Consider the following 16,207-nt stretch of genomic DNA (forward strand, 5'->3'; position numbering starts at 1 on the left):
ATTATGAAAAGACACATAGAATTTACAATTTGCATTGCGTGCCTGTTGCTATCGGCAGTAATTTACGGGCAAAAGTACAGTACAAGAACCGGAAATATTAAGTTCGAAGCTTCTGTGCCTTCGTTTGAAGAAATAGTTGGAGAAAACAAATCTGCCTCTGCTGTGCTGGAAGCGTCTAAGGGTGATTTTGCCGTACTGGCTTTAATGAAGGGATTCCGTTTTAAAGTTGCCCTTATGGAAGAACATTTTAACGAGAATTATGTAGAATCAGACAAATTTCCGAAAGCTACCTTTAAAGGAAAAGTAGAAGGATTTGATGCTGCTAAACTTTCGGCGGAAGCTAAAAGCTTTACCATTTCGGGCGACCTTACCCTGCATGGTAAAACAAAAAAAATAACTGATACTGCCAAGATAAGCAAGTCGGGTAACACTATTACTGTTGTCGGTTCCTTTACTGTAAAACCTGCCGATTTTGATATTGTCATACCTTCTTTGGTGAGTAAGAAAGTATCAGATAAAATAGAAGTGAGTTATAACTTTTCGTTAGCTAAATAATATTCGTATGAAAAAACTATTCTCCCTGCTGCTATTGTGTTCTGCACTTTGCAGTGCACAGCAAAAAGCTAAAGATGTATTTGATGTTGCCCGCTCGGGCACCGTTGAAGAAATGAAAGCATTAGTGCAAATAAAAAAGGACACAGTAAATTCGGTAAATGCCCATGGCTATTCTACTCTTATACTGGCGTGCTATCGTGGTAATAAGCCTGTGGCAGAATATTTGGCTTCAAAAGTAGATAATATAAACTACAACAGTAGTAGTGGTACTGCACTTGCCGCTGCAGCAATAAAAGGTGATGTTGCAACGGTAAAGATCTTACTGGAGAATAAAGCTAACCCGGATCTTGCGGATGCTAATGGAATGACTCCATTGATGTTTGCATCGCAATTTGACAATAAGGAGTTGCTTCTTTTACTGCTAAAATACAAGGCTAATGCAACAGTTGCAAACAGCGAAGGTAAGTCGGCTATGGACTATGCAGTACACAATAAAAACCAGGAAATTATAAACCTGCTCAAATCAAAATAAAACAATCTAAAACTAATGAACATGAAAAGAAAATTACTAATATCAGCCTTACTTTTAGGCGTTGCAGGTTTGCATGCGCAGACTAAAGCAACAGCTGTAGTTACGTTGGGTAATGGAGGTATGACGGCTAAAATGGAATTAAATAACGCTACAACCACCGCAACACTTACACTTACGGGTCCGTCTGACAGATGGTTTGCACTGCAGATAGGAAACTTTTCAAACGGCGCGGGTATGCAGGAAGGTACAGATGTAGTGTACTGGAACGGAACAACGTTAGTAGATGCTGTACAGTCAGGAATTGGAGGAGCTCCTACTCCTGATACTAACGATTGGACTGTTACGTCAAATACTACTTCTGGCAGTACACGAACTGTTGTAGCAACAAGAGCTTTTAATACCGGTAGTGCAGATGATTATGCTATCGCATATACAGATGCAAATATTGATTATGCATGGGCAAGAGCCAGCACTGCTACAAATAACTTATTAACTCATGGCAGCAGCCGTGGCTACAGCCTGAACGTTGCTTTTGCAGATGTGTTGGATACTCCGGGCTTCACACTTCAAAATCTTCAGGTATATCCTAATCCTGTGATTGATGTACTTACGCTTTCTAATAGTGAAGCAATAACTGAAGTACAACTAATAAATATGTTAGGACAGGTGGTTATTTCACAAAAAACAAATAGCAACAATGTTGAGGTTAATACTTCTCAGTTGCAAAACGGTAGTTACATCCTTAAAGTGTCTACTGCATACGGTACGGCTTCTAGCAAAATATTGAAGTAACGTGTTTCTTTTTGAGCTTGGTTTTAAAGGTCTTCCGTATTACGGAAGGCCTTTTTTAATGAATAAAATAGGGATAGCTATTTTTTAAAGGATTTATGGCACGAATTTGGTTTTGAAATGTTTAATTTGTTGTTCGATTAAAATGCTACACCTTAAAGCCATATGAAGATATTTTCGCTGCTACTTGTTTTACTTTTTGTGAATTCAAATAATTATGAACTGCCTGTTGTGCGCCAAAAGTATGTTAGTGCTGCGGTATCTCAGGAAAGTGCCGATACCTTTCACGAAAGCTTTGCAAATGTTAGTGAAGACCATACCAATTCTACTTTGGTGGCTTACAAGGCAGCATCTAAAGTACTGCTGGCAAAATATGAAGATGGTGTTTTTGCCAAGATGCGTTTTTTTAATCAGGGTAAAAAATTACTGGAAGCAACAATTAAAAAAGCCCCCGATAATTATGAGGCGCGCCTTATACGTTTAAACATTCAGGATAATGTGCCGTGGATAACAGGCTATACATCTAACATCAAAGAAGACAAAGCTTTCCTGATGAAATATTTTACCAAACAGCCCGAAGACCTCAAGATTTTTACACAAAAATACATACTTCAGTGCGATGCTTTTTCGGCTAAAGAAAAAGCAGTGTTTAAATTAGACTAAAAATAAGCCCTTAGCTGAACGCTTCCGGTATGTATTGCTTTGCTGGTTTCGCTTTTGCGCCCCTGGTAGCTTACGTTTACATCCAGAAACTGAGTCAGGTTCTTTTGCAGTAATAAGCGCCATGTAAGGTTTTGTCCGGCCTGTAATCCTTCAAGCATTTGATATGCGGCAGGAGAAAGTTCGTTTCCTGTAAAATCATTTTTATACAGCGAAAATTCACCATTAGCAGTAAACTGTTTTTCTGAAGCATAACTAAACGATGTACCTATGCGTTGCTGATTAAGTAATTCAAGATCGCCTATCTGGTTTTCTTTCTTCTTGTATTCGTAGAAAATATCCCAACTTGCGTTACGCGAAAAAATATACGATATCTTGGGCATAAGTCCGTAGCCTTCAACTTTAAAGTTCTTGCTTCCGTAGTTTTCTGATGCAGATGCCGACTCATTGGTTTGTCCTGAAAAGCTAAACAACCATATTTTTTTAACCAGATGTGCATACTGTAGCTGATGGCTGTTATTGCTGTTTTCCTGAGAACCCACCGTAAGTAGGGTCTTTGCCCGGTTCTTAAGATATGTATATGTTACCGAATGGTCTTGTTTTCCACGGTTGTAAAATAAACTGTTGCGTATGCTTGATGATAAACCCAATAGGTTTTCTTCACTTGATGAAAACGGGTTAAGGTCGAAATTATCACTATCACGTTCAATTTTTCTATCAACAAGGAAAGAGGTTTGATTGTAGAAATAAGAAAGTAGTTTTTTAAATCCGCCTTCATTTTGCCATTGGTTGGGGTTAAGCGTAACCGACTGCGAAAATTTGTTCTGGTGGGTGCGCACAAATACCTGATTGGGCACAAATACCCTTACAAAAGTAGCCTGATCGGGAAAAGGAGCAACCTCAAATTCCTGTAATTCCTGAATGCCGTTGCCGTTATAATCATTCCAGGTGTATACTCCCTGACCGGGTTCTACCTGTAAATAGGTAAACTCCTGTTGGGCGATGGTTCCCGATGTGGTTTCGTACGCCGTATTTACCTGCACCAACTGATCCCAATAACGGTCGTTATACAAAACCCTTGAGTTAAGCGAAGGTTCGCTTTTAAGCGTTGCGTCATCAAATTTAAGATTACGGTAGTTTACAAAAACAGAAAGGTCACTTTTTTCTGTTTGCAATAGCCTCGATTTTAGATAATAAGAACGGGATGTATTTACTTTTTGTATCAGTCCGTTTACAAGGCTGTCGTTAGCACGCTGTAGGTAGCCCAATTCAACATAAACCTTTGTGCTGTCGCCACGGCCAACAAAAGCACCAAATTCGCTAAAGCGCTGGCTTAACGTAGTAAATTGTTGTGTTGCTTTTATCTTCTCGCGGTTATCTTCAAGGCGTACGGTACCTCCAACCCAGTTCTTGCTGAAATGGTATTTTGCCAACGCCTCATTTCTTACAAAAGTTGAAGTAGAATAATCGCTGTCGCTTTGCAGCCAGCTACCGCGGTTTTGTACTAAAAGCTGCTTAAAGTTAAAGAGGCCGTCAACAACGTGACGGGTTCCGCTAAAGGCATTAGAGAAATCAAGCTTTTCTACCTGATAGTTTAACTGCCCCTTTTGCGGCAGGCGGAATGTTGTGCCTGCTACCAGATAACTCTGGTCACCATCGGTTGTAATAATATTGGTGAGGTTCCAGTCACGGTTAAATTCAATGTTGAATAATCGCTCAATAGTCCTGAAATCTTTTTGTATAAACTGATAGTTGGCAAAAGCGTCCAGTTCCCATTTGTTTGTAGTAAATAACCGTTGTTTGGCGTTTAGCTTTCCAGCTATGCCATTGTTATCGCCATCATCTATAGGAGAGAAAAGGTTGAGGTCGTTATTGCTTATACCGGCCTCAAAATCAATTATGGTTTTTTCACCAGGGTTGTATTTACCCATTAGGGTTGCAATCTGAATTTTGGTAGGAGCCGTAAGGCGCACAATAGGTTCATAATTACCCTGCGGTATACCGTTTACAGGGGCTACATATTGATAAATACGACCCACGGCGGCGGCATTCGCCAAGATGTAATTACCAAGGTTATTGCCTACAAGGCTAAAGCGCACATTGTATAATTCATCTGCCGGATTGTTAGAATATTCGAATACTTCAACCCCGCTGATGTTTACTTTTTTATACAATGTTTTATTTTCGGAATAGGAATCAACAAATGCGGAAGGCGCCGTCATTTTGGTAACGTCATCTCCTGCCTCACGCAATATTGCAGCCTGTTCGGGCGAAAGGTTTTGCTGCAACGGCTGATTTTTAACGTCGTTTTCAGAATATAAGTATCCGCCAATACTCCAGGTGTCGGCTTCGTGTGTAATACCGCCATAGGTTACAAAACGGGTATAGCTGCGTTCGGAATATTGATATTCTACATTGATACGCATCTCTGACGTGATCGGGAAGAGCGAAGTAAAGATGATCTCGCCGGCGTTATAGTCGATGATGTAGTCATTATTTTCACCGCGTTCCAGCAAAATACCATTTACAAATACCCTTTCAGATCCTGATATTACCAGTACATATAATTCCTGGTTTGGTCCTCTTAGTTTATAGGGACCCTGGTTACCTTCCTGGCCGGTAAATGTACTTTTTGCATATTGCCCACGCACCAATGCCGCCGCAGCGAATATAGATGTTTTATTACCTTCATCGCCAAAAGTAAAAGCGGTTGAAAGTCCCTGTACTTTTTTATTGAAATTCAGGAAACGCGATTGGCGGTTTTCAAGGAAAAGGTCGCCCGCGCGTATGCTCCATTTATCGGTAAACATTTCAATGAATATCTGGTCGAATTCATCCAGCTTCTGCGAATAGCCACCTTCCTGTAATGGAATGTTAGTGTCTTGTATAGAGGCGCGAAGGGTTACGGTTTCAGATATTTTCCCGGTTATCTGTAAATCAAGGTTAGAATTTACAACAGCATTCTGGTTGTTACCAACAGTAATTCCTCTGGTAATACTACCCGATGTGGTAAGGCCGTCAAACGGTTTAAAAGTGTTGAGCGGGCTACGCGCTACAGTGTAGAGCCCGGTGGTGCCGGCGCTATTCTGTACAACGCGGCTTTCATCGTAAATGCTGTATTTTTTAGTAAGGTATTCGGGGTAGGAGAGATAACGAACAGTAAGTGTATCCTGAGAAGTATATCCGTTACGGAAAACTAAAGTACTATTACGAAAATCGACTTTATAATAGGTGGTGTCAACATCGTTGCCCTGCCTGTCCTGAAGCTTAAAAAACGCTTTGTTAATGCTAACACTGTCAATTTTTATAGTGTCCTGTGTTGCCGTAATTTTCCGGTTTTTATACGGCGTATTTATCTCCTGCCCATAAAGTGCAGAAACACAACATAAAAACACCATTAAAAGCCCGTTTTTCAGCATAGTACACTATAAACTCAAAAAAGGCAAAAGTAGTGTATTTAAAGGGAAGATTTAAGAGAGGGAATGTTGTAATTACAAGTAGGTTAATAGCCGCAGCGCGGCGACATATTTATAGAAAGCTGATTGAATACATAAAAACTCCGAAAGAGTGGTATATGTACCCTCCTTCGGAGTTTAATAATTTTTATTGAGGTTTCGGCTACGCTGTATTCTCCTAAAAGAACAGAGAACCCACTGGAAACTGTTTATTGCTTAAGCGTCTTTAGTTACTAACTGTAACGTTTCACGACTTATCTGTTTTACCAATACCTCTTTGCCCTGTGCTACTGCATCGGCAGAAGTTTCGGTAAAATGGCGAATGGTATATAGCGATACATTCTCGTTGTAAGTAACCTGGAATTTCTTAGAAAGTATGCTTTTCAGTTCCGGGAAGTTGCCAAATTTGTCTTCAACACATACAGAGAAGCTAATAGCTGTATTCTGAATAAGTGTAACCTTTATGTTATATTTATGAAGAAGCAGGAATATCTCGCTTATGTTCTCTTCCATAATAAAAGAGAAGTCAAGCGATGATAATGAGATAAGCAGCTGGTTCTTCTTAACGATAAAACAAGATGTATGCGGCTCAAGATCTGCGCCTTTGCTAACACTTGTTCCTGCCAATAACGGATTAACAAATGATTTTACGTAAAGGGGAATCTCTTTTTTCTGTAATGGCTGTAATGTTTTTGGGTGAATAACCGTAGCCCCGTAAAACGCAAGCTCGATAGCTTCACGGTACGATATCTGGTTAAGCAATACAGCATTTTCAAAGTAACGCGGATCGGCGTTAAGAACACCCGGTACATCTTTCCATATTGTAACGCTGTCTGCATTTAGGCAATACGCGAATATGGCAGCAGTATAGTCAGATCCTTCTCTACCAAGAGTGGTTGTGAATCCGTTTTCGTCAGATCCCAAGAAGCCCTGTGTAATGTTAAGCGTCTTTTTCTTAAGCGCTTTTATATTTTTCTGTGTCAGGTCCCAATCAACAATCGCATCGCGGTAAGTTGTATCTGTTTTAATGTACTCACGTACATCGATCCATTGGTTTTTAAGTCCTCGTGAATTAAAGTAGTGACTCACTACTGTTGTAGAAAGTACCTCACCAAGACTAACAACCTGATCGTACACAAAGTTATAGTTAGGCGATTTGTTGTGCTGAAGGAAACTTTCAAGATCGGCAAAAATAGCGTTGATAGCGGCAAAAGCAGCATCGTTCTCGTCGTCAAACAGGTCTATTAAAATCTGGTTATGGTACTTCTTTACTTCCTGTATAGAAGCCTGCAGCTCCGGTGATTTATCAAAGTAGTTCTTTATAACCGCCTCGAAAGCGTTCGTGGTTTTTCCCATAGCAGAGATTACCAGCAGCACGTTTTCGTGGCCAACTTTTTCTAAAACATCATACACATTTTTAATACCATCGGCATCTTTAACTGATGCGCCTCCAAATTTGAATACTTTCATCCTGAAAAGTGTTTATAGATCTAATGTAAACTTTGTAATTCCTTCTTCGTTCATCTGGACTGTAAGCCAGTCCTGAAATATTGTTGCTCCCGAGCGTTCGTAAAACTGTATGGCATGCGTATTCCAGTTAAGCACCGCCCATTCGGCACGGCGAACACCTTCCTGCTTTGCAAACTTCATTACTTCTTTGTAAAGTGCGCTGCCTGCACCGGTACCGCGTTTTTCCTGTTTCACAATCAGGTCTTCTAAATGAATGGTCTTTCCCTTCCATGTAGAATAACGATAATAAAACAATGCCATACCTATAATTTCTCCATCCTGTTCGGCTAAAAAAGTATGGAATAATGGATTGTTTCCAAAACCATCGCGTTCAAGCTCTTCTACCGTTACCACTACAGCGTCGGGTTCATTTTCAAAAACCGCAAGCTCGTTAATAAGCTCTAAAACTGCGGGCATGTCTTCTCTGCGTCCTTTTCGTACTAACATGTGCCAAATTTGCGCAAAAATACACGCAAAATACCTTATAAATAATAATTTATTTTCATATCACAAAAATATCGATATTTGTGCCCTCAACACAACTACAACGTTATAGTAATGGAAGAACGCAACAAAACATTAGGCGAGTTCATCATTGAAAAACAAGAAGACTTTAAATATTCTTCGGGAGAACTATCAAAACTAATCAACTCCATAAGGCTGGCAGCCAAAGTGGTTAACTACAAGGTAAATAAGGCCGGGCTGGTAGACATCATCGGTAAGTTTGGAGAACAGAATATTCAGGGTGAAGACCAACAAAAACTGGATGTTTACGCTAACGAAATTTTTATCCAGACGCTTATAAACCGTGAAATTGTATGTGGTATAGCTTCAGAAGAAAATGACGACTTTATCACAATTCAGGGTAATGACGGGGCACACAATAATAAATATGTGGTGCTTATAGATCCGCTTGACGGTTCATCTAACATCGATGTAAATGTTTCGGTGGGTACTATTTTCTCTGTATACCGCAGGGTGACACCTGTTGGTACACCGGTAACACTTGAAGATTTCCTTCAGCCGGGGATAAACCAGGTAGCGGCTGGTTACGTTATTTACGGAACATCAACAATGTTAGTTTATACTACCGGTAATGGAGTGAACGGCTTTACGCTTAACCCCGCGATTGGTACGTTTTACCTTTCGCATCCAAAACTGAGTTTCCCGAAAGATGGCATAATCTATTCTATCAATGAAGGTAACTACGTGCATTTTCCGCAAGGGGTTAAAGATTATATTAAATACTGCCAGCTTGAAGAAGGCGACAGGCCCTATACGTCACGATACATCGGAAGCCTGGTTTCAGACATTCACCGTAATATGATAAAAGGTGGGATATATATTTATCCAACAAGTTCTAAAGCACCGAACGGTAAGTTAAGGCTGCTTTATGAGTGCAATCCTATGGCATTTATTGCCGAACAGGCAGGCGGTAAAGCGTCTGATGGATTTGGAAGGATCATGGAAATTCAACCTACTGAACTGCACCAGCGTGTGCCGTTTTTCTGCGGAAGCGAAAACATGGTTACAAAGGCTGAGGAGTTTATGGGAAAATACGGGAGGTAAGTCATAAATTCTTAAGGTCGAAAGTCACAAAGTCAAAAGGTAGAAGACAAAGAAAAACATAGAAATAAAGAAATCCCGCAATAGCGGGATTTCTTGTTATGCTTGCATGGAGCTAAGAAACTAAGTGTCTCAGCACCTAAGCAACTTTTATTTATTCATGTGCTGCATTTCGTAAAGGAAAGTATCCAGGTCTACATTAAGTACAAGCAATGATAATGCTTTATCTACAATGTAATGTACGTTGCCCGGTGTAAAACCTAAAGCGAGTGCAAAACGTGTAAGTATTTCTTTTTGTCTTGGCCCAAGTATGTGATCTGCATATACCATTCTTGAAAGGTCATACAAACGCTCAAGTCTGTGTACGTGAAGGTACGGCGGGTTAATAGGGTATCTTAAAGGGTTTTCGAGGATCTCACTGTACTCTTCGGGTGAAATTTCAAGCTCTTTAGCCAGCTTGTCAAGAAAGTGGCGCTCTTCTTCAGAAAGGTGTCCATTTTCCATGGCAACCCTTACGATTGCAGAGAAATGTCCTTTGTTCCTGTTCTTAAAGCCACTATCGAATAAATCTGAAATGGACATGTTTTTTCTGTTAAAATTAAAACGCAAATATACTTCTATATTTTAGGTGGATATAATTTTTTAAAAGATTTTAGCTAAACCTGCGTTCTTTTATAACAGTTTTGGGAAAGGATAGTTTGTAAAAATACCGTAAGTTTACGGTTTTAATAATTTATCAGTCGCATCATGTCAGAATTTTGGCTATATTTTGAAACGGGCCTGCGCCACGTACTGGATATTAACGGCTACGACCATATCTTATTTATTGCAATGCTTGCTGTGCCTTATACTTTTAAGGACTGGAAGAATGTTATACTTCTTGTAACCCTGTTTACTATTGGGCATACACTATCCCTTATACTCTCTGTATTTGGTATAGTTACCGTAAATGCCACTATGGTGGAGTTTTTAATACCTATAACCATTCTAGTAGCTGCAGTTTATAATATTATAAAACTGGGTAAAAAGACATCAAAAAACAACAGCATTAACTTTATTGCAATTACAACCCTGTTTTTTGGTATCATTCACGGTTTGGGCTTCTCAAACTATTTCAAGCTTTTGTTAGGCAAACATGCCGATGACAAAGTACTTCCGTTACTGGAATTTGCTTTAGGAATAGAAGCTGCGCAAATAATGATTGTATTGGTTGTACTTATATTAGGATATATATTGCAGGAGTTCTTCCGCATGTCAAAAAGAGACTGGGTGCTTATAACTTCGGCTTTTGTAGCAGGGGTTGTTGTGCCGATGATTATAGGTAGTGAAATTTGGTAATTTTTTAACAGTATAGAAATGCCGATTGCTTTATTTTTAAGCGTCGGGATTTGCACGGATGATGAAAGAAAAAAAACAGAACAAATACGACAGGGCATATTTAAGAATAGCCAGGGAGTGGGGACAGTTATCGTACTGCAAACGCAAAAAAGTTGGCGCAATTATTGTTAAAGACAGAATGATAATATCTGATGGTTATAACGGGACACCATCGGGATTTGAAAATTGCTGCGAGGATGAACAGGGTCTTACCTCATGGTATGTACTGCACGCCGAAGCAAATGCAATATTAAAAGTTGCCCGTTCAACACAGTCGTGCGAAGGCGCAACGCTCTACATAACCATGTCGCCCTGTAAAGATTGCAGTAAGCTAATTCATCAGGCGGGAATAAAAAGGGTTGTATACCTGGAGGGTTATAAAGATAATTCGGGTATAGACTTTTTGCTGAAGGCTGGGGTAGACGTGGTGCATATTGCCGATCTGGAAGCTGATATAAATGAAAATTAAGAGGATTTATTTACCTATTGTTCTATCACTGGCGCTTGCCATAGGGTTGCTTATGGGCAGTTTCCTTAATTTTCCTGCTACACAGCGCGGTATTATATCCAGCTCGAACAAGAGCAAACTCAATAAACTTATCGATTTTATAGACAGCGAATATGTAGACAATGTGAATACCGATTCTATTGTAGATATCACTGTAAACAGCATATTAGAAAAACTCGATCCACATTCCGTTTACATCGCCAAAAACGAAATGGAAGAGGTTGCCCAGAGCATGAAGGGTGACTTTGTAGGTATCGGTGTAAATTTCTATATGTATAAAGACTCTGTTGCGGTTATAAAGCCGATTCCGGGTGGCCCCTCAGACAGGGCCGGTATTAAAGCCGGAGACCGCATACTTTTTGCAGATAATAGTAAGTTGTACGGAAAAAAACTGCCTAATGATACACTTTTCGCCAAGCTTAAAGGTGCAGAGGGGTCTAAAGTAAGGCTTACTATTTTCAGGAAAAGCGAAAACAAAAAATTCAATGTAGATGTTCAGCGTGATATTGTACCTATAAAAAGTGTAGATGCTGCTGTTATGGCTTCGCGCAATACAGGTTACATAAAAATAAACCGTTTTGCAGAAACTACAGGAGATGAATTTCACCGTGCACTTATCAATCTAAAAGCGCAGGGTGCCACACAACTTGTGGTAGACCTTCGCGATAATGGTGGGGGGTATCTTGAGAAAGCTGTACAGATTGCCGATGAATTTTTAAAGGATGGCGACCTTATAGTTAAAACAAAAAATAAAAAGAACCGTGTAGATGAAACCTTTGCCACTAAAAAGGGTGATTTCGAAACGGGTAAACTTTATATACTTATAAATGAAAATAGTGCTTCAGCAAGCGAAATACTTGCAGGTGCAATTCAGGATAATGACAGGGGGATTATAGTGGGCAGGCGCTCTTTTGGTAAAGGGCTTGTGCAGCGCGAAATGCCGTTGGGTGATGGTAGTGCAGTTCGCCTCACCGTTGCGCGTTATTATACGCCATCCGGCAGATCGATACAAAGAAGCTATGATCATGGTGGAGACGAATATTTTAATGATTTTGAAAAACGTTTTGAAAGTGGCGAGCTGTATGCTGCCGATAGCATAAAAGTAGCCGATACGCTTAAGTTTAAAACAGCTAAGGGGCGTATTGTATATGGTGGTGGTGGTATTATTCCGGATGTTTTTGTTCCGATGGAAGGCAAACATGGCGATGAGGCTATTGCGCTGATAATGCAGAGTGGTATTGTGAGTTATTTTGTATTTGAACAACTGGATAAAGTCAGGAGCGGATTTAAAGGACTCAAAGCTGCGGCCATAGAGGAGAAAGTAATAACAACCGATAAATATTTTAATGCCTTTGCGGCTTACCTTGCTAAAAGCGGACTGACCTTTAAGCTTGAAAAAAGTAAGGACAGGGTAAAGCACTATCTGGCTGCTGAGTTTGAACGACAACTGCTTAGCGAAAGGGCGTATTACGAAATGATTATAAAAGAAGATAGTATGGTGAAAACCATTCTAACCAAGAAATAGTTTACAGTGATTGATCAATAGCAGAGGGCAGTAAAGCTTCACTCCAATAAATTAAAAAAGACCAAACAATTATTTGTTTGGTCTTTTTTAATTTATACGGGCAGCTGTAAACTACTTTTTTATACTGTCGTGGTACTGCGTTGGTTTGCCATCATTCCATAAAGTAAGAATGTCGGTGCCAATTGCTGCGCCGCTTCCTGCAGCAATAGCAAGCTGGCTTCTGTGACCTGCAAGAGTTCCTGCAGCATAAATACCTTCGGTAACCAAGTGGTCTTCGTTTTTCAGCTGAATGCGGTTTTTCTCCGGCATCGCTTTTTTGTTCGGAATTACATATTCCAAAAGGCCTTCAATTGCAAAAGTATTGGCAGAGCCAATGGCAAGTACAACAGCTTTCGCCTGATAGGTGCATTTGTTAGTGGTAACCGTAAAGTTACCTGCTTCACCTTCAACAGCCATAACTTTTTCGTTAGGAATTTGTTCCATTTCCGGGTACAAAGTCGCAAGCTGTTCAAGCGTAGTATGCATCAGGTCAGAACCTAATGTTCCGGCAGGAATGCCATACGCATTATTAAAAACAGCATTCTCTAAAGAGGTAGCTTTTTGGTGGGTTAAAATTCCGGCTTTTTTGCCTTCGGCATATGGCCTTTTTAGTGCAGAACCTACTATAAGTGCACAGGAAACGCCAGATACGCCTCCTCCAATAATTAGAACGTCAAACATAATTTATCTTCTTGTTTTTTCTTCAATACTTTTAGACATCTTGAAGATAATCAGTATACAAACAGCACATAACGATGCAATGATGCCTATTAGTGCTACAAGGCTGTTTCCTTCAAAAAGATTGTCGAAATCAAGGAGAGTGATGTTGAAAACTATTAGCGCAGCTGCAATAGTTAATAGTGTGTAAATAAAAATCTTCATTATATAATTCTTAATGATGTAGTGTGTGTAGTTGCTTGTATTTCAGAAATGTAAAATTATGAAATATTATTACGCAAACAGTTGTTTAACATTTGCTGCAAATAATTTAACAGCGATAGCAAGCAGGATAACCCCAAAAACTTTGCGGATAACCCCAAGCCCGTTGTTGCCTAATGCTCTCTCAATACGTGCAGAAGATTTTAATACTATGAAAACCACAATAACGTTAATTACAATGGCTACTATAATATTTATCTTCTCGTATTCTGCTCTTAACGAAAGCAGGGTAGTCATTGTTCCGGCACCGGCAATAAGCGGAAATGCTATGGGTACTATAGAGGCAGTGCTTGGGTTGTCTTCCTTATAAAGGCGAATACCTAAGATCATTTCTAAAGCAAGGAAAAACAATACAAACGAACCTGCTACGGCAAATGAGCTGGCATCTATACCTATAAGCTTAAGGATTTCTTCTCCAACAAAAAGGAATACGATCATGATAATCATCGCAACGATGGATGCTTTTTCAGATTGTATATGTCCCAGTTTGTTGCGCAGGTCTACAATAATAGGAATGCTTCCTACTATATCTATTACCGCAAAAAGAACCATGCTTACCGTAAATATTTCTCTCCAGTCAAAACCCATTGGCTTGTTTTTTATGAATGCAAAGGTATTAATAAATACTATAAGTTATTGTTACAAAACAGGGAAGTTTGTTGCTGAAAACAAGCTGTCTCTTATCTGTTTAGCCGGATTTTAAATAAATATAACGCAATGATGTTTAAAAATTGGCTTTACTAGTGTTTTATACCGCTTTTCGTATTAAAAACAATAAGTGTGGTTTATGCTGTAATTTGGAATTAGTTAAAATTATTGAGAGAATCGCAAAAGGGTTTGTGTGGCTTAAAGTTTGCGTATCTTTGCGGCATGTTTCAACTGGGAAAAACAATTGTGTCTGAGGACATACTGGAAAAGGAATTTGTATGCAATCTTTCTGCATGCAAGGGTGCGTGTTGTGTAGACGGCGATGCCGGAGCACCACTAAATGAAGAGGAGACCAAAATACTGAAGGCTATCTATCCTAAGGTAAAACCTTTTTTGAGAAAAGAGGGTATTGCAGCGATAGAAGCACAGGGAACATGGGTAACAGGAACCGATGGCGATCTTGAAACGCCACTTATTGATAATAAAGATTGCGCTTACGTAATCTTTGATGGCAAAACCGCACTCTGCGGTATAGAGCAGGCTTACAATCAGGGTATAGTAGATTGGAAAAAGCCGGTATCATGCCATTTATATCCAATACGCATAAAAGACTTTACAGAGTTTGCCGCGGTAAATTATGACAAGTGGGATATTTGCGACGATGCATGTTCACTTGGTAAAGAACTTGAAGTGCCGGTATACAAATTCGTGAAAGAAGCGCTTGTAAGAAGATTTGGCGCCGACTGGTATGCAGAGCTTGAAAAGGTAGCTGCCGAATTAAAGGAAAATCCGGTGCAAAGACGCCGCTAAGTCCCTAAAACATACGTTTTCGCTGTGTTTTTTTAGCAATTTTTTTGTAAATTTATATTTCGCAATATATTCATTTTCAATATGTTGTAAAATACCTGTGAGTTTGTAAGAATTTTTTCTGTTGTTAAAAACTCAGGGGAATTGTGAATAAGTTTGGCTTTCATTTATTGATTCAAATGCCAATCTTTGTATTCCCCCTCAAGATTAAGTTATCTATTCTTTAATACTATAAAAGTCAAATCAATATGTCTGCAATCGAACCGATATTACAGGAAAATAAAAATCGTTTTGTGATTTTCCCAATAAAACACCACGATATATGGGACTGGTATAAAAAAATGGAGGCGAGTTTCTGGACAGCTGAAGAGATAGATCTTCACCAGGATCTTAATGACTGGAATACTAAGCTTAGTGAAGATGAAAAATATTTCATTAAACATATTCTGGCATTTTTTGCAGCATCTGACGGTATTGTAAATGAAAATCTTGCAGAGAACTTTGTAAACGAAGTGCAGTATGCTGAGGCTAAGTTTTTCTATGGTTTCCAGATCATGATGGAAAACATCCATAGCGAAACCTACTCGCTGCTTATAGATACTTATGTAAAGGATGAAACTGAAAAAGACCAGCTTTTCCGTGCGCTTGATGTGTTTCCTGCTATTAAGAAAAAAGCAGACTGGGCACTTAAATGGATAGAGTCTGATTCTTTTGCAGAAAGACTTATTGCGTTTGCAGCGGTAGAAGGTATATTTTTCTCGGGTGCATTCTGCTCTATATACTGGCTTAAAAAGCGTGGGCTTATGCCGGGGCTTACCTTTTCTAACGAATTAATTTCGCGTGATGAAGGTGTTCATTGTGATTTTGCAGTTCACCTGCACAATCATCACCTTGTAAATAAAGTGCCTAAAGACAGGATTAAAGAAATTCTTATTGATGCGCTTGATATTGAAAGGGAATTTATTACTGAGTCGCTTCCGGCAAGTTTAATTGGTATGAATGCGGTATTAATGACGCAGTACCTTGAATTTGTAACCGACAGGCTTCTTGTAGAACTTGGCTGCGAAAGGCAGTACAACGTGGGTAACCCGTTTGATTTTATGGATATGATCTCGCTTCAGGGTAAAACGAACTTCTTTGAAAAAAGGGTTTCAGAGTACCAGAAAGCGGGAGTTATTAAAAACGAAGGCGATTCTCAGGCAATTACCTTTGATGCCGATTTTTAATTAGAAGAAACAAACAACCCATCTATATTAAATTAGGTGTGCTTAGGCATGCCGATTATTAACTTTTTTAAA

At 39.4% G+C, this 16,207-nt stretch carries 17 protein-coding genes; 10 read left to right on the plus strand and 7 right to left on the minus strand.

Translation table 11 applies throughout. The features are described from left to right. Nucleotides 1–3 precede the first annotated feature (3 nt). The 4 genes from ALW18_11745 (at nucleotide 4) to ALW18_11760 (ending at nucleotide 2,539) form a co-directional block, all read left to right on the plus strand. Nucleotides 4–555 carry a hypothetical protein gene (locus tag ALW18_11745; protein AOE53132.1) on the plus strand — a complete coding sequence of 184 codons (552 nt, stop codon included), beginning with the start codon at nucleotides 4–6 and terminating at the stop codon, nucleotides 553–555. A 7-nt stretch (nucleotides 556–562) separates the two neighbouring features. Further along, nucleotides 563–1,087 (plus strand): ankyrin, encoded by a 525-nt coding sequence (locus ALW18_11750; GenBank protein ID AOE53133.1) that lies wholly within the window; start codon nucleotides 563–565, stop codon nucleotides 1,085–1,087. Between the two features lie 21 nt (nucleotides 1,088–1,108). Then, nucleotides 1,109–1,879, plus strand: coding sequence for a hypothetical protein (locus ALW18_11755; protein ID AOE53134.1), 771 nt, complete (start codon nucleotides 1,109–1,111; stop codon nucleotides 1,877–1,879). A gap of 162 nt (nucleotides 1,880–2,041) precedes the next feature. Then, the gene (locus ALW18_11760; protein ID AOE53135.1) at nucleotides 2,042–2,539 is read left to right on the plus strand and encodes a hypothetical protein; all 498 of its coding nucleotides are present in this window, start codon (nucleotides 2,042–2,044) and stop codon (nucleotides 2,537–2,539) included. Here the strand turns inward: ALW18_11760 and ALW18_11765 are convergent. The 3 genes from ALW18_11765 to ALW18_11775 all read right to left on the minus strand — a co-directional run bounded on the left by ALW18_11765 (nucleotide 2,536) and on the right by ALW18_11775 (nucleotide 7,947). Next, nucleotides 2,536–5,955, minus strand: a complete 3,420-nt coding sequence (locus tag ALW18_11765) for a hypothetical protein (protein AOE53136.1) — start codon at nucleotides 5,953–5,955, stop codon at nucleotides 2,536–2,538. The genes ALW18_11760 and ALW18_11765 overlap by 4 nt on opposite strands. Nucleotides 5,956–6,207: 252 nt before the next feature. Continuing rightward, nucleotides 6,208–7,461: an aspartate kinase gene (locus ALW18_11770; GenBank protein ID AOE53137.1), complete on the minus strand. Its 1,254-nt coding sequence runs from the start codon at nucleotides 7,459–7,461 to the stop codon at nucleotides 6,208–6,210. Nucleotides 7,462–7,473: 12 nt separating this feature from the next. Next, on the minus strand, nucleotides 7,474–7,947 hold the full coding sequence (locus ALW18_11775) for a GNAT family acetyltransferase (GenBank protein ID AOE53138.1): 474 nt from the start codon (nucleotides 7,945–7,947) through the stop codon (nucleotides 7,474–7,476). A 111-nt stretch (nucleotides 7,948–8,058) separates the two neighbouring features. Between ALW18_11775 and ALW18_11780 the strand changes: the two genes are divergently transcribed. Further along, on the plus strand, nucleotides 8,059–9,069 hold the full coding sequence (locus tag ALW18_11780; protein AOE53139.1) for a fructose 1,6-bisphosphatase: 1,011 nt from the start codon (nucleotides 8,059–8,061) through the stop codon (nucleotides 9,067–9,069). 147 nt (nucleotides 9,070–9,216) lie between these two features. Here the strand turns inward: ALW18_11780 and ALW18_11785 are convergent, their stop codons facing one another. Continuing rightward, complete coding sequence (locus ALW18_11785; GenBank protein AOE53140.1) at nucleotides 9,217–9,648, minus strand: fructose 1,6-bisphosphatase; 432 nt, start codon at nucleotides 9,646–9,648, stop codon at nucleotides 9,217–9,219. Nucleotides 9,649–9,813: 165 nt separating this feature from the next. On the opposite strand from ALW18_11785, the gene ALW18_11790 reads away from it, so the two are divergent. The 3 genes from ALW18_11790 to ALW18_11800 all read left to right on the plus strand — a co-directional run bounded on the left by ALW18_11790 (nucleotide 9,814) and on the right by ALW18_11800 (nucleotide 12,476). Beyond that, entirely contained in the window at nucleotides 9,814–10,404 is a 591-nt protein-coding gene (locus ALW18_11790; GenBank protein AOE53141.1) for a HupE / UreJ protein, read from the plus strand. A gap of 61 nt (nucleotides 10,405–10,465) precedes the next feature. Continuing rightward, nucleotides 10,466–10,912, plus strand: a complete 447-nt coding sequence (locus ALW18_11795; protein AOE53142.1) for a CMP deaminase — start codon at nucleotides 10,466–10,468, stop codon at nucleotides 10,910–10,912. After that, nucleotides 10,902–12,476 (plus strand): peptidase S41, encoded by a 1,575-nt coding sequence (locus ALW18_11800; protein ID AOE53143.1) that lies wholly within the window; start codon nucleotides 10,902–10,904, stop codon nucleotides 12,474–12,476. Before ALW18_11795 ends, ALW18_11800 begins: the two co-directional genes overlap by 11 nt. A gap of 111 nt (nucleotides 12,477–12,587) precedes the next feature. Here the strand turns inward: ALW18_11800 and ALW18_11805 are convergent, their stop codons facing one another. The 3 genes from ALW18_11805 to ALW18_11815 all read right to left on the minus strand — a co-directional run bounded on the left by ALW18_11805 (nucleotide 12,588) and on the right by ALW18_11815 (nucleotide 14,042). Beyond that, complete coding sequence (locus ALW18_11805) at nucleotides 12,588–13,196, minus strand: pyridine nucleotide-disulfide oxidoreductase (GenBank protein AOE53144.1); 609 nt, start codon at nucleotides 13,194–13,196, stop codon at nucleotides 12,588–12,590. Between the two features lie 3 nt (nucleotides 13,197–13,199). After that, nucleotides 13,200–13,397, minus strand: coding sequence for a hypothetical protein (locus tag ALW18_11810; protein ID AOE53145.1), 198 nt, complete (start codon nucleotides 13,395–13,397; stop codon nucleotides 13,200–13,202). Nucleotides 13,398–13,466: 69 nt separating this feature from the next. Further along, the gene (locus ALW18_11815; GenBank protein ID AOE53146.1) at nucleotides 13,467–14,042 is read right to left on the minus strand and encodes a hypothetical protein; all 576 of its coding nucleotides are present in this window, start codon (nucleotides 14,040–14,042) and stop codon (nucleotides 13,467–13,469) included. 282 nt (nucleotides 14,043–14,324) lie between these two features. Between ALW18_11815 and ALW18_11820 the strand changes: the two genes are divergently transcribed. Both ALW18_11820 and ALW18_11825 read left to right on the plus strand, forming a co-directional pair. Then, entirely contained in the window at nucleotides 14,325–14,912 is a 588-nt protein-coding gene (locus ALW18_11820) for a hypothetical protein (protein ID AOE53147.1), read from the plus strand. Between the two features lie 245 nt (nucleotides 14,913–15,157). Beyond that, a complete protein-coding gene (locus tag ALW18_11825) occupies nucleotides 15,158–16,135 on the plus strand; it encodes a ribonucleoside-diphosphate reductase (protein ID AOE53148.1) in 978 nt (325 codons plus the stop codon). Nucleotides 16,136–16,207: the final 72 nt, after the last annotated feature.

This window comes from Flavobacterium psychrophilum, from assembly GCA_001708385.1.
Taxonomy (GTDB): Bacteria; Bacteroidota; Bacteroidia; order Flavobacteriales; family Flavobacteriaceae; genus Flavobacterium; species Flavobacterium psychrophilum_A.

Bases quoted from the DNA above. Each gene is read 5' to 3' on its own strand.
- ALW18_11745 (AOE53132.1), top strand. From the start codon at position 4: ATGAAAAGACACATAGAATTTACAATTTGCATTGCGTGCCTGTTGCTA.
- ALW18_11750 (AOE53133.1), top strand. From the start codon at position 563: ATGAAAAAACTATTCTCCCTGCTGCTATTGTGTTCTGCACTTTGCAGT.
- ALW18_11755 (AOE53134.1), top strand. From the start codon at position 1,109: ATGAAAAGAAAATTACTAATATCAGCCTTACTTTTAGGCGTTGCAGGT.
- ALW18_11760 (AOE53135.1), top strand. From the start codon at position 2,042: ATGAAGATATTTTCGCTGCTACTTGTTTTACTTTTTGTGAATTCAAAT.
- ALW18_11765 (AOE53136.1), bottom strand. From the start codon at position 5,955: ATGCTGAAAAACGGGCTTTTAATGGTGTTTTTATGTTGTGTTTCTGCA.
- ALW18_11770 (AOE53137.1), bottom strand. From the start codon at position 7,461: ATGAAAGTATTCAAATTTGGAGGCGCATCAGTTAAAGATGCCGATGGT.
- ALW18_11775 (AOE53138.1), bottom strand. From the start codon at position 7,947: ATGTTAGTACGAAAAGGACGCAGAGAAGACATGCCCGCAGTTTTAGAG.
- ALW18_11780 (AOE53139.1), top strand. From the start codon at position 8,059: ATGGAAGAACGCAACAAAACATTAGGCGAGTTCATCATTGAAAAACAA.
- ALW18_11785 (AOE53140.1), bottom strand. From the start codon at position 9,648: ATGTCCATTTCAGATTTATTCGATAGTGGCTTTAAGAACAGGAACAAA.
- ALW18_11790 (AOE53141.1), top strand. From the start codon at position 9,814: ATGTCAGAATTTTGGCTATATTTTGAAACGGGCCTGCGCCACGTACTG.
- ALW18_11795 (AOE53142.1), top strand. From the start codon at position 10,466: ATGAAAGAAAAAAAACAGAACAAATACGACAGGGCATATTTAAGAATA.
- ALW18_11800 (AOE53143.1), top strand. From the start codon at position 10,902: ATGAAAATTAAGAGGATTTATTTACCTATTGTTCTATCACTGGCGCTT.
- ALW18_11805 (AOE53144.1), bottom strand. From the start codon at position 13,196: ATGTTTGACGTTCTAATTATTGGAGGAGGCGTATCTGGCGTTTCCTGT.
- ALW18_11810 (AOE53145.1), bottom strand. From the start codon at position 13,397: ATGAAGATTTTTATTTACACACTATTAACTATTGCAGCTGCGCTAATA.
- ALW18_11815 (AOE53146.1), bottom strand. From the start codon at position 14,042: ATGGGTTTTGACTGGAGAGAAATATTTACGGTAAGCATGGTTCTTTTT.
- ALW18_11820 (AOE53147.1), top strand. From the start codon at position 14,325: ATGTTTCAACTGGGAAAAACAATTGTGTCTGAGGACATACTGGAAAAG.
- ALW18_11825 (AOE53148.1), top strand. From the start codon at position 15,158: ATGTCTGCAATCGAACCGATATTACAGGAAAATAAAAATCGTTTTGTG.